At 66.7% G+C, this 12,884-nt stretch carries 11 protein-coding genes; 2 read left to right on the top strand and 9 right to left on the bottom strand.

Annotated features, from left to right (window positions below; all coding sequences use genetic code 11):
• Window positions 1-142 precede the first annotated feature (142 nt).
• Window positions 143-409, top strand: coding sequence for a hypothetical protein (locus tag FPV16_RS10795; RefSeq protein ID WP_227438199.1), 267 nt, complete (start codon window positions 143-145; stop codon window positions 407-409).
• Here FPV16_RS10795 and lpxB read toward each other — a convergent pair.
• The 9 genes from lpxB to FPV16_RS10750 form a co-directional block, all read right to left on the bottom strand.
• Entirely contained in the window at window positions 387-1,577 is a 1,191-nt protein-coding gene (lpxB, locus tag FPV16_RS10790) for a lipid-A-disaccharide synthase (RefSeq protein ID WP_227438198.1), read from the bottom strand. The genes FPV16_RS10795 and lpxB overlap by 23 nt on opposite strands.
• A complete protein-coding gene (locus FPV16_RS10785) occupies window positions 1,574-2,458 on the bottom strand; it encodes an LpxI family protein (RefSeq protein ID WP_227438197.1) in 885 nt (294 codons plus the stop codon). Before FPV16_RS10785 ends, lpxB begins: the two co-directional genes overlap by 4 nt.
• On the bottom strand, window positions 2,455-3,258 hold the full coding sequence (gene lpxA, locus FPV16_RS10780) for an acyl-ACP--UDP-N-acetylglucosamine O-acyltransferase (protein ID WP_227438196.1): 804 nt from the start codon (window positions 3,256-3,258) through the stop codon (window positions 2,455-2,457). The genes FPV16_RS10785 and lpxA overlap by 4 nt, the downstream gene beginning before the upstream one ends.
• A 5-nt stretch (window positions 3,259-3,263) precedes the next feature.
• Window positions 3,264-3,719 (bottom strand): 3-hydroxyacyl-ACP dehydratase FabZ, encoded by a 456-nt coding sequence (gene fabZ / locus FPV16_RS10775; RefSeq protein ID WP_413629261.1) that lies wholly within the window; start codon window positions 3,717-3,719, stop codon window positions 3,264-3,266.
• Window positions 3,720-3,878: 159 nt separating this feature from the next.
• Window positions 3,879-4,943 carry a UDP-3-O-(3-hydroxymyristoyl)glucosamine N-acyltransferase gene (gene lpxD / locus FPV16_RS10770; protein ID WP_227438194.1) on the bottom strand — a complete coding sequence of 355 codons (1,065 nt, stop codon included), beginning with the start codon at window positions 4,941-4,943 and terminating at the stop codon, window positions 3,879-3,881.
• Window positions 4,944-4,991: 48 nt separating this feature from the next.
• Window positions 4,992-7,577: an outer membrane protein assembly factor BamA gene (gene bamA, locus FPV16_RS10765; RefSeq protein WP_227438193.1), complete on the bottom strand. Its 2,586-nt coding sequence runs from the start codon at window positions 7,575-7,577 to the stop codon at window positions 4,992-4,994.
• A gap of 353 nt (window positions 7,578-7,930) precedes the next feature.
• The gene (gene rseP / locus FPV16_RS10760) at window positions 7,931-9,091 is read right to left on the bottom strand and encodes an RIP metalloprotease RseP (RefSeq protein WP_227438192.1); all 1,161 of its coding nucleotides are present in this window, start codon (window positions 9,089-9,091) and stop codon (window positions 7,931-7,933) included.
• Window positions 9,092-9,255: 164 nt separating this feature from the next.
• On the bottom strand, window positions 9,256-10,827 hold the full coding sequence (locus tag FPV16_RS10755; RefSeq protein ID WP_227438191.1) for a DHA2 family efflux MFS transporter permease subunit: 1,572 nt from the start codon (window positions 10,825-10,827) through the stop codon (window positions 9,256-9,258).
• Window positions 10,828-10,836: 9 nt separating this feature from the next.
• Window positions 10,837-12,054 (bottom strand): HlyD family secretion protein, encoded by a 1,218-nt coding sequence (locus FPV16_RS10750; RefSeq protein WP_227438190.1) that lies wholly within the window; start codon window positions 12,052-12,054, stop codon window positions 10,837-10,839.
• A gap of 122 nt (window positions 12,055-12,176) precedes the next feature.
• On the opposite strand from FPV16_RS10750, the gene FPV16_RS10745 reads away from it, so the two are divergent.
• On the top strand, window positions 12,177-12,830 hold the full coding sequence (locus tag FPV16_RS10745) for a TetR/AcrR family transcriptional regulator (protein WP_227438224.1): 654 nt from the start codon (window positions 12,177-12,179) through the stop codon (window positions 12,828-12,830).
• The last annotated feature ends 54 nt before the right edge of the window (window positions 12,831-12,884 follow it).

The following is a 12,884-nucleotide window of genomic DNA, read 5'->3' as shown; positions in this document are numbered from 1 at the left end:
TACGCGGCCTTCCCGATTGAGAGACGAATCGACGGCGGCCTTCGGGTCGCCGTTTTTCGTATCCAGCGTCATCTGGGGAAACCGTATGACGGTCTCCGAACGAGACGATCCGAAGGGACGATGCCGGGTGCAGGGAACAGCGATGCGTGCCGTCTTCGTGACGATCAGCCTGTGCCTGCCGATGGCTTTCGTCGGGCAAGCGCAGGCCGAGGATTTCACCGGCTTCTATGCCGGCGTGAATGCCGGCTACGCTTTCGGACGCGACGAGGGCACCAGAAGACCGGACATGCCGTCCCTGTCCTCGACACGCGGGGCGGACGACCGGGCCCTCCCGCCCAGTGCCCTCCAGGCCTCGGAAATCATGCGGGGCGCCAGGATGAAAACCACTACGTCGACGACGGTCCGCTGACCGCAGGGCGAGCCGCCGACAGCACGATTCTCGCCGCCTTGCGGCTCGGCTCGTCATCGCCCGCGAGGCGCATCGAGCCATCGATGCGCTGAAGCGAACGCACCTGCGCGTCGCGCGCGGCGCCGCCCTTGAGGAGCGGAAGCAGGGCCTCGCCCAAGCGGCCGGGGGTACATTCGGCCTGGATGAACTCGGGCATGGCATTCTCGCCGAGGATCAGGTTCGGCAGCACGATGGTCGGCACCTGGATCAGACGCCGCGCTACCGCCTCCTCCAGACGCGAGACCTTGTAGGCCACGACCATCGGCACGCCGGCCAGGGCGAGTTCGAGGGTGACCGTGCCCGAGGCCGCCAGGGCCGCGCGGGATCGCCGGAAGGCCGCGTATTTCGCAGCCTCGCCATGCACGATCGTCACCGGACGAGACCACGAGAGGGCCGATCGCTCGATCATGGCGCGATGCCGGGTGACCGCCGGGAGCACGGCGTCGATCGGCCCGTATCGCTGCACAAGAAGGTCCAGGGTGGCGCCGAAGACCGGCATCAGCCGTTCGATCTCCGAACGGCGTGAGCCCGGTAGGATCACGAGGGTCGGCGGCATCCCCTCCCGCACCGCAGCCTCTGCGGGATCCGGGCGCAGCTCGGCCAAGCGCTCGATCAGCGGATGCCCGACATAGGTGCAGTCCGGGCCGCCGAGCCGGCGATGCGCCTCTGGTTCGAAGGGCAGGAGCGCCAGGACATGGTCGATGAACGGCCGCATCTTCGCCGCACGCCAGGGCCTCCACGCCCAGACGCTGGGGGAGACGTAATCGACGATGGGCAGGCTCGGCAGACGCTTGCGCACCCGCGACGCGACCGCATGGGTGAAACCGGGACTGTCGATGATGACGAGGACGTCAGGGCGCGATTCGACGATGTCGCGCACGGTCTGGCGGATGCGACGCAGGAGAGTGCGCAGGCGTGCCGCCACGGGCAGGTAGCCCATCACCGCCACGTCATCAAGGGGAAACAGGGAGACGAAGCCCTGCGCCGCCATGGCTTCGCCGCCGACGCCACCGAACGTCACCTGCCCGCCGGAGAGGTCCGACAGCGCCCGCATCAGCTTGGCGCCGAGCTGATCGCCTGAATCCTCTCCGGCGACGAGCCAGATTCGTTTGGACGGATGCATGGTCATGCCTCGATCCGCAAACCGATGAGGAACAGTCCCGCACGGTCGGCCTCGGCCACCGTGGCGTCCCTGTCGATGATGAGGGTGTAGCCGGCCTGGATGGCGATGCCGGCGCAGCCTGCCGTCGCGGCGGCCTTCACCGTGCGCGGCCCGATGGCCGGCAGGTCGACCCGCAGATCCTGGCCGGTCTTGGCGAGTTTCACCAGCACGGTACCGGGCTGGGCCGCCCCGAGCCCGAACGGCTTGCGCCCGAGGGCACGCGCCCGGGCGAGCATCCGGTCGGTGCCCTCCGGCCCCTCTACCGCCAGCGCGCGTTGGGCCGCGACGACGATTGCCTGGCCGACATCGTAGGCGGCCAGCGCCGCGAGGATGCCACAGCCGGTAGCGATGGAGGCCTGCGCCGCGAGATCGGGCGCGAGGCGGCCGAGCTGCCCCTCCGGGCTTAGCAGGTCCGGCGCCACATCGTGGATGCCGACGACGCGGTGGCCGTTATCCTCCAGCAGGACGAGGGCGCCCCGCAGAAGCCGATCGTCCCCTCCCCCCGAAATGGCTTGGAGCGCATCGCGATTGCGCAAGGCCGCCGCCGCGTTGAGGATGGCGGCGGGATTGGGGCGCGAGACTCCGCCCACCGGTATGACGCAGGCCGGCCCCCAGGCCTCCAGGATCTTCAACGCGCCGGCGATATCGAGGAGATCCACCGTGGCGTCGGCGCGTGCGCGCATCGGGCGCTCGGCGAAGCCGCGGATGGCGAGCACCCGGAACGCGCGGCCCGACCGGTCGAGGGATTCGGCCACAAGTTCGGGGAGCCGCCCTGCCCCCGCGATGAGAACCAGACGTTCTTCCGGATGCGGATCGACGAGGGACGCCGGCTGGAGAGACGCGGTCAAGCCGAGCCCGGATTCTCGCGCGGGGTGCAGATCGAGCGCTTACCGCCCTCGCGGATGAAGGCGATGATCTCGGCCACGGCACGATGCGATTCGAACTCCGCCGCCACGTCCTCCACACGCTCCATCAGCGTGCCCTCCTGAGCAAACAGCAGGCGATAGGCCCGGCGCAGGGCATGGATGTCCTCGCGGGCGAAACCCCGGCGCTGCAGGCCGATGATGTTGAGGCCCGAGAGATAGGCGCGGTTGCCCAGCGCCATGCCGTAGGGAATGCAATCGTTCTCCAGCCCGGAGAGACCGCCGACGAAAGCATGGGCTCCGACACGGGCGAACTGGATCACGGCAGCACCGCCACCGAGGATCGCATAGTCGCCGACGCTGCAATGGCCAGCGAGCATGACGTTGTTGGAGAACACGACCCCGTCACCCACCCGGCAATCGTGCCCGACATGGGAATTGGCGAGGAAGGTGCATTTGTCGCCGATGACGGTCTCGAGGCCGCCACCGGCCGTGCCGGGATTCATCGTGACGCCTTCGCGAATCAGGCAATCGGCGCCGATGGAGAGCGTCGAGGCCTCGCCGCGAAACTTCAGATCCTGCGGCGGGTGACCGATGGAGGCGAAGGGATAGAGCTTGGTACGGGGACCGATTCCGGTGCGCCCGGCGACGACCACGTGGCTGATGAGTTCGCAGCCTTCGCCCAGGACGACATCCGGCCCGATATGGCAGAAGGGACCGATCCGCACGCCTTCGCCGATCGTGGCTCCAACCTCGATGACGGAGCTCGGGTGGATTTCGGCCAAAGCACTCACTCCGTCACCAGCATGGCGCCGATCTCGGCCTCGGCCACGAGGGTGTCGCCCACCCGCGCCTGGCCCCGGAACCACCACATGGTCCGGCGCTGGTTCATCTTCGTCATGTGGTAGCGCACCGTATCGCCGGGCACGACGGGCTTGCGGAACTTGCACTTGTCGATGGTCATGAAGAACACCTGCTTGGCCTGCATCTCGTCGGTCTTGATGTGCTGGCAGCAGATGGCGCCGGCGGTCTGGGCCATGCCCTCGATCAGCAGGACGCCGGGGAACACCGGCAGGCCCGGAAAATGCCCGGTGAATTGCGGCTCGTTGAACGAGACGTTCTTGATCCCGATGCAGGAGCGGTCCCCATCGATCTCGATGATGCGATCAATCATCAGGAACGGGTAGCGATGGGGCAGAAGTTCCAGGATCTTCTGGATGTCGGCCGAGCCCAGATCTTTCGGCATGTCACTCATCGATCGAACAATCCCATGGCGCCCCGGCGCCCCTGACGCCTCGCCTCAAACTTTGGAAGAAAACCGAACGTCGTCATCGGCATAAACGCCAACGGATGCAAGTCTCGGAGAGTCGTGCGCCGGTCAACCCGGGCCGGAAACGGTTCCGGCTCAATCCTTGGCGCACTCGTTCCCGTCACGGCCCGATTGTTCCGCCAGGCGCGCGAGAGCGGTGAGTTCGCGGAACCAGGTGCGCACGGGTTTGGCCGGCGTGCCGCCCCAACGGCTTCCGGGGGGTACGTCGCGGTTGACGTTCGAGGATCCGGCGATCTGCGAACCCATGCCGATCCGCAGATGCCCGACCACACCGACCTGACCGCCGAGGACCACGTAATCCTCCAGGGTGGTCGAGCCGGAAATGCCGACGCCCGAGACGATGACGCAGTGCCGGCCGATGACCACGTTATGGGCGATCTGGACGAGGTTATCGATCTTGGTCCCCTCCCCGATCATGGTATCGCGGCCCGCGCCGCGATCGATCGTGGTGTTGGCACCGATCTCGACATCGTCCTGCACGATGACGCGGCCGGTCTGGGGCACCTTGAGATGCCCGCCCGGCCCCATGGCGAAGCCGAACCCGTCCTGGCCGACGCGCGCGCCCGGATGAAGGATCACGCGGTTGCCGACGAGGGCGTAGGCAAGAGTCGCCCCCGCCCCGATGGAACAGTCGCGGCCGATGCGGACATGGGGGCCGATGACGGCGTTCGGGCCGATGACCGTGCCCGAGCCGATCTCGGCCCCGGGACCGATCACGGCGCCGGGATCGACAATCACGCCGTCTTCGAGACGCGCCTTAGGGTGGACATGGGCTCCGGGCGAGACGCCCTCGGTGGAAAATTGCGATTGGGGCCGCATGGCCTCCGGATGGAAGCGCGCCAGCAGACCGGCATAGACCCGGTACGGATCGCGCGTGACCAGTGCCACCGTGGTCGGCGGCACCTTGGCCGCGAAGCGCGGCGAGACGAGGCAGGCCAGCGCCTTCGTCTGCGCCAAAATATCGCCGTAGCGGGCGTTGTCCATATAGGCGAGGTCGCCGGGGCCTGCGGTCTCCAAGGGGGACGCGCCGCCGACCATTGCGTGAGGGTCCGCGCCTTCAGGGAGCGAAATGCCTGCAGCCCCGGCGATGTCGCCGAGGCTGAGGGCCGTGCTGGATGCGAAGAAGATGGGATCAGACATGATGCGACAACGCACGGGCTTCGGAAAAGGAAGCCCGTGCGTCTTGGCTCAGAAGCGCGAACCGCCGGAGAAGCGGAAGGCCTGGAGCTGATCCTTGCCGACGCGACCGAGGTAGTCGCCCTGAGCATTGTAGATCTTCTGGCCTTCGTCCTTGGTCAGAGCGTAGGCGTAATCGAAGCGGATCGGACCGAGCGGCGAGTTCCACAGGATGGACGCACCGATCGAGGAGCGGATCGTCATCTTGTCGCGGACGTTCAGGCATTCCGGCTCGACGGTGATCGCTCCGGCGCCAAGTGCCGTATAGGCACAGGCCCCGCCGGGGGCGATGCCGTTGATGATCGAGTCGCCGTTCACGTTGAACTGCGTGCGGCTGTTATAGCCGAACAAGGTACCGGCATCGGCGAAGACGGCGCCCTTCAGGCCCAGATCACGCGGAATACCGTAGATCGGGAACTGAACTTCGAGCGTACCGCCGAAATAGGTGGTGCCGCCGACGGCGTTCGAACGGGAATCGGCGCTGCCGACGTCGCGCGGACCGATACCGTTCGGCGCGAAGCCGCGAACGAGCGACGGGCCGAGGAAGTACTGATCGGTGATGCGCAGCTTCTCGTCGGTGAGCGGCGAGATATGGCCGCCCTGCAAGCGGGCGAAGCCGACCACGTCCTCGTAGAATTCCTTGTAGTAGCGCATGTCGCCGGCCACACGGAAGAACTTCGAGTCACCGCCGAGACCTGCGATTTCAGGCTTGAGTTCGGCATACAGGCCGTTCCGCGGCTGGGCGAGATTGTCCAGCGTCGAGTAGGCGAGCGTCACGCCGGCAAGCGAAGTGAGCGTGTTGCCGGTCGAGCCCTTCAATGCAATCGAGGCTTCGCCATTGAAAGCACAGTTGTTCGGGTAGGACGCCAGACCGCTCGTATTGAGGCCGGACACGGGATCGATCGTACCCGCCGGGTTCACGGTGGTGAAACCAGGGATCGGGTTCGAACAGTCGTTATACGGGCGCTTCGTGCTGTTCGGGATCGTCAGTTCGGTGTTGTAGAGCGAGTAGCGCAGGGTGATGCCGAACTCTTCCGTGATCGGCAGGCCGACGCGGATCTGACCGCCATAGACGGTGGTCTCGTAGCGCGAGTAACGGGTCAGGTCGCTGTACTTGTAGAAGGCGTCGAAGCCGGCGGCGAGACGGTAGCCGAGGAAGTACGGCTCGGTGAACGAGAAGTCGACGCCGCGCGAGTACTGGCCGCCGGTGCCGGCGACGCGGACATACTGGCCGCGACCGAGGAAGTTCGACTCGGAGACCGAGACTTCGCCGATGATGCCGTCCTGGGTGGAGTAGCCGCCCGCCACCGAGAACGAGCCCGTGGGCTGATCCTCGACATCGATGTTGATGATCACGCGGTCGGCCGACGAGCCCGGCTCGTTGGAGAAGCGGACCTTCTTGAAGAAGCCGAGACCGTTCAGGCGACGCTCGGCGCGATCGGTGAGAACGCGGTTATAGGCATCGCCCTCGGTGAGATCGAGTTCGCGGCGGATGACGTAGTCGCGGGTACGGGTGTTGCCGCGGATGTTGATGCGCTCGACATAGACGCGCGGGCCGTCTTCGACGACGAAGCCGAGGGCCACGGTATGGGTGGCGCGGTCACGCTGGCCGGTCGGGCGGACCTGGGCGAAGGGGAAGCCCTGGCGGGCGACCTGGTTGGTCACGCCGGAGAGGGTCTTCTCCACGTCCTCGGCATTGTAGACGTCGCCCACGGAAGCGCGAACCTCGCCGTCGAGGACCTGGGTGTCGACACCCGGCAGGCGCGAATCGATGGCTACGGCGCCGACGGTGTATTGCTGACCCTCGTCCACCGTCACGGTGATGACCCAGCCGGCATCGCCCTCGCCTTCGACGTAGCGCGCATCGGCATTCACAACCCGGAAGTCGGCATAGCCGTTCTTCAGGTAGTAGCGACGCACGAGGTCGAGATCGTTGGTGATCCGGTCGGGATCGTAGACGTCCGAGGTCTTGATGAACGACAGGAAGTTCATTTCCGACGAGCTCATCAGCTCGCGCAGCTTGCTCTCGGAATAGGCGCTGTTGCCGACGAAGTTGATCGCCTTGATGCCGGTCTTGTCGCCTTCCTCGATCACGTAGATCAGGTCGATGCGGCCGTTGGGCAGATCGACGGTGCGGAAGCTGACCTTGGCGGTGCCGCGGCCAGCGCGGCGGTAGATCTCGCGGATGCGCTGAAGATCGGCCTGGACGATGCCCTCGCTGAAGCCGCCGCGGGCCTTGGCCTCGACCTCTGCTTCGAGCGTTCCCTTCTCGACCTTCTTGTTCCCCTCGAACACGACGCGGTTGATAAGGTTGTTCTCGCGCACCGTCACCACGGTCCCGGCGCCGCTGCGCGAGACCTTGACGTCGGAAAACATGCCGCTCGCCAGCAGGTTGCGGCGGGCTTCTTCAGGGGATCCCGAGGCCGTACCGGTCACGTAGGAGCGGATCGTGTCGGCATCGACGCGCTTGTTACCCTGGACGACGATCTGCTGCGCCTGAGCCGTACCGCCCAGAACCAGCCCTGCGGCCGCGGCAGCGACTAGGACGATGGTCCGTTCGGCCGACTTCCGCCGGCGCTTCCCCGTCATCGACATCATGTAATCGCCCGTCTCTATTTATTAACAGTCCGGGTTTGCACCCGCAGACAGGCGGTCGTTATCCGACCGTCCCGTCACCTGGTCCCAAGCTCAGCTTCTACCGAGTTTCCCGAGCGAAGCAAACGCTCGGACCTGGGCTGTAGGGGGGATTTTGGGGAGACGTGGCCTTCCGGTCACTTAACGGTTCCCGTTCATCGCTCGATAAGGTGAATCAATCGTCAATTTGCAGCAAAAAGCCCGCCCCGAGAACCGGGCGGGCTTTTCGATTATCGAGTTCGATCAGGGCGTTACGGAGAAATCCACAACCTTGCGAGAGGTGCGCCCAGCGCCACCGCCGAGACGATAGCGCCCGGTCAGGAACCCCGTCCGGACCAGGACGCGCCGAGATTCAGGATGTCGTTCCAGGCCGCGAACAGCATCAGGAACAGCACCAGCGCGAGCCCGATCCGGAAGCCGATCTCCTGGGTCTTCTCGCTCAGGGGACGGCCGCGAACGGCCTCGAACGCGTAGAACAACAGGTGCCCGCCATCGAGGAGAGGAACCGGGAAAAGGTTAAGCAGGCCGATCGATACGGACAGCAGCGCCACGAGGCCGATGAGCCCGCCGACGCCGCCGACTTTGGCGACCTCGCCCGAGACGCGGGCGATCCCGATGGGCCCCGACAGCTGATCGGCGGATTCGCGCCCGGTCACCAGCTTGCCGAGGTAGTTCATGGTGCGATCGACGACGAAATAGGTCTCCGACACGCCGAGCCCGAGGGATTGAACGAGACCGTAATGCCGGACCTGGGCGTCGGCGCCGTTCGGTCCCTTGATGCCGAGGCGGCCGAGGCGGTGCTTGCCGAACGGCGTGCGCTCCTCCACCGCATCGGGAATTGCGGTCAGGGTCTTGGTCTCGCCGCCGCGGTCGACGGTGACGGCGAGGCTGGCGCCGGCGCTGCCGGAGACGGTGCGCTGCATGTCGAGGAAGTTCGTCACCTGCGTCCCGTCGATGGACGTGACGAGGTCACCGGGCTGGAAGCCCGCCCGCTCGGCGGCGCTGTTCGGCATCACGCCGTCGATGCGCGGCGGAAGCTCGTAGCGGCCGGAGACATAGATCGCCCCGGCAAAGAGCGCGATGGCGAGGAGGAAGTTGGCGATGGGGCCGGCGGCGACGATGGCCGCGCGCTTGCCCAGGCTCTGGGCCGGGAAACTCGTGGCGCGCTCTTCGGGCGTCATCCGGGCGAGGGCCGCAGGATCAGCCACACTGGCGCCGTTGGCGTCGCCGTGGAACTTGACGTAGCCGCCGAGCGGGATCGCCGACACTTTCCAGCGGGTGCCGTGGCGGTCGTTGAAGCCGAAGAGTTCGGGGCCGAAGCCGAGGGAGAAGGCGTGGACGCCGACCCCGCACCAGCGGCCGACGAGGAAGTGGCCCATCTCGTGGACGAACACCACGATGCTGAGCACGATGACGAAGGGGATCACCGACCCGAAGAAGCCGGAGGCCGTCCCCCCCATCGAAGCTAGAAAATCCATTCGTCGATCCTCAGGGCCCCGCGAGGGGCCAACATGCGTCCATAGCAGATCGGATCGCGGTGGAGCGAACGCAAACCGGCAGAGGCCGGCGAGATCGTCGCATGCGGCTCGCCCGTCCCCGATTTCCTCGGTGGACGGTTAAGGGCCCGGCCGGAGCAGTGGTTTCAATGGCCGCCGCCCGCCGGAGCGGCGGTGCGCGGCCGGCGGATCAGCGGCGTCGCGCAGGCCATGGCGAGAAACAGGAATGTGAGGACCAGGAAGACGTCGGTGAAGCCCATCACCAGACCCTGCATCCGCACCGTATTCATCATCGCCTTGAGGGCCATGGCGTTGCCGTCGAGGCCCAGCGCATCGAACTGGCGGCGCGTCGAGTCGAGCCGTTCCAGCACGGTGGTGTTCGTCCAGGTGAAGCGCTCGTGCAGCCGGGCGAGATGCAGGTCCCAGCGGTCGTTGAGCACGGTGTTGATGAGGGCGAGGCCCACCGCCCCGCCGAGGTTGCGGGTGAGGTTGTAGAGGCCGGACGCGTTCTTCATCCGCGCCGGCGGTAGCGTACCCAGGGCGATGTTGTTGATCGGGATCATGCACAGCATCAGCGAGCAGCCGCGCAGGATCTGCGGCAGCAGCAATTCCCAGAAATCCCAGTCCTTGGTCAGGCCGGTGACGATCCAGGTGCCGGCGGCGAAACCGGTGAAGCCGATCCCCATGAGGATGCGCGGATCGACCTTGCCGGAGAACCGCCCGGCAATGGGCGCGGTGGCGAACATGCACAGGCCCGACACGAACATCGTCTCGCCGATCTGCAGGGCGGAGTAGCCGCGCACGCGTCCGAGATAGACCGGGTAGAGATAGGTCAGACCGTAGAGTCCGATGCCGAGGACGAAGCTGAAGACGCAGCCCGCCCCAAAATTGCGGTCGGAGAAGGCGCGCAGGTCGACGATGGGCTCGGCCGCCGTGAGGGCGCGCCAGAAGAAGGCGATCCCGCCGCCGACGCAGATGATGGCGCAGGCGAAGACCGCCTCGTCCTGCAGCCAGTCGTGGTTCGGCCCCTCCTCCAACACGTATTCCAGGCAGCCGAGGAAGGCGGCCATGAAAGCGAGGCCGAACCAGTCGAAGCGCTTGAACAGGTCGAGGTTCGGCTCGTCAAAATCGACGAGCAGGTAGGTCGAGACCGTGACGACGATGCCGGGCACGACGTTGATGAGAAACAGCCAGTGCCAGTCGAACGCATCCGTGAGGTAGCCACCCACCGTCGGGCCGATGGTGGGGGCGAGCGTCGCCACGAGGCCGATCATCGGCGAGACGATGGAGCGCTTCGAGGGCGGGAAGATCGTGAAGGCCGAGGCGAAGACGGTGGGGATCATGCCGCCGCCGATGAAGCCTTGCAGCGCCCGCCACAGGATCATCTCGTTGATCGAGGTGGAGGTCGCGCACATCAGGCTCATCAGGGTGAAGCCACCGGCCGAGACCACGAACATCCAGCGGGTCGAGATCACCCGCGACAGGAAGCCGGAGAGCGGGATCGCGATGACTTCGGCGATGAGATAGCTGGTCTGGACCCAGGGGATCTCGTCGCCTGAGGCCGAGAGCCCGGCCTGGATCTCGGCCAGCGACGCCGAGACGATCTGGATGTCCAGGATCGCCATGAACATCCCGAACACCATGCAGACGAAGGCCACCATACGGCGGCGATCGAGGGGCGGCTCGGCGGCAGGCGCAGCGGCGACGGACGCGGCCATGCTCGGCGCCTAATGCCGGGAGGCCGTGCGGACGGGCTCGCCCCCGTCGCGGGTATCGACCCGTACGGTAACGGAGAGGCCCGGACGCAGCAGCCCCTTACGGGCGACGTCGGCCGGCACGTGGATGCGCACTGGCAGGCGCTGGACGATCTTGGTGAAGTTGCCGGTGGCGTTGTCCGGCGGCAGCAGGCTGAAGACGGAGCCGGAGGCCGGCGACAGGGATTCGACTTCGCCGACGATGTTCCGACCGGGATACGCGTCCACCGCGATATGGACCTGCTGGCCGGCATGCATCCGCTCGACCTGCGTCTCCTTGAAGTTCGCGTCGATCCGCACGCTCTCCAGGGGAACCAGGGCGGCGATGCGCGAGCCCGGCGCAACATAGGCGCCCGCCTCCACGGCCTTGTTACCGACGATGCCGTCGAAGGGGGCCTGGATCACGGTGAAGGCGAGATCGCGGACGGCTCTCTCCTCGGCGGTCTTCAGCTCGGCGGCGAGCCCCTCCGCCTCCCGGCCCTGAGCCCGCAGAACCTCGACATTGGCCTTCATCATGGCGAGGTTCGCCTCGGCGCCCTTTACCGTAGCCTCGGTGCGGTTGCGGTCGGCCAGCGCCTGCTCGATGCGCGACTTGGCGACGAAATCGACCTTCTCCAGCTGCTGCTGGCGGGCGTAATCGGCGGCGGCGCGAATGGAATCGGCCCTGGCCGCATCGATCTGCGCGGCACTCTGGAGGATCTGGGCCTGCGCGGCCTCCACCTGCCGGCCGATACGGACGATGCTCGCCTGCTGAGTCAGGAGCTTGTCGTGCGCCGCTTGGGCGGCGAGGCGGTAATCGCCGTCGTCGAGGCGGGCGATCACGTCGCCCTTCTTCACCGCCTGCCCGTTCATCACCGGCACGGCGGCGAGATAGCCCGGAACCTTGGCGGCGAGAATCGAGATGTCGGCCTGGACATAGGCGTCGTCGGTGGAGACGAAGAAGCGTCCCACATTCCACCATTCATAGCCCTTGTAGCCGCCGCCGACGAGGCCGAGGACGGCGAGGCTCGCCAGAACGGCCTTACGCAGCGGACGCCGTTTCGGAGGCGCTGCGACCGCTCCGGCCGGCGGCGCGACAGGCGGTCCGGCCACGACGGGGATCGCCGGCGACGCCGCCAGCGGCTCGGCATCGTCGGAGGGGACGGCACCCGAGGGCGCATCGCTGTGCCCGTCATCGTCACGCAGAGACATGATCCCGCCCCGAAAGATAAGAATTGACCGAACCGTTCGGTCAATTCTGGCCGCGGATTGACCGAGGCCGCGGATTGCCCCTAGGTAGAATGACTGAACGGTTCGGTCAATCGGGGGGCGTGATGGTAGCAGGCGAGGAAAGCCTGGCGGGCGATAAGGCGAGCGTACGATCCGTGGCGGAAACGGATAAGCGCCGGCAGATCCTCGACGGTGCACGCTCGGTCTTCATGGCCTCGGGCTTCGACGGCGCCAGCATGGGCGAGATCGCCAAGGCGGCGGGCGTCTCCAAGGGCACGCTCTACGTCTATTTCGACAGCAAGGAGGCTCTGTTCGAGGCGCTGACACTGGAGGAGAAGCGCGGCCTCGCCGAAGCCCTGTTCCAGCTCGATGCCGACGATCCGGACGTGCGCGGGGTCCTCACCCGGCTGGGCGAGACCTACCTCGTCCACATGATCCGCCCGGACCACGTGGCGATCATCCGCATGGTGATCGGGGCGACGGAGAAGTTTCCGCGCTTCGGGCAGGCTTTCTACGAGGCCGGGCCGGCGCAGGGGGTGGCGCGGCTCACCGCCTATCTCGACCGGCAGGTCGCCGCGGGCCGGTTGCGGCAAGCGGATACCGAGCTCGCCGCCAAGCACTTCCTGCATCTGTGCCAGGCCGGGCTGCTGACGCGCCTGCTTTTCGCGGCGGGCGGGCCGGTGACGCAAGCCGAGATCGCACCGCGCGTGAGCGAGGCCATCCGCGTGTTCTTTGCGGCCTACGGAGCCGAGGATTGACGGGCCGGCGCATTACGGACTGTCACGCTTGATTCAGGCGCGCCGGGCAAGGGT

Source organism: Methylobacterium sp. W2, from assembly GCF_020662345.1.
GTDB lineage: Bacteria > Pseudomonadota > Alphaproteobacteria > Rhizobiales > Beijerinckiaceae > Methylobacterium.
The sequence above is the reverse complement of the archived record's forward strand: the minus strand, read 5'-3'. Positions and strand labels throughout refer to the sequence as shown.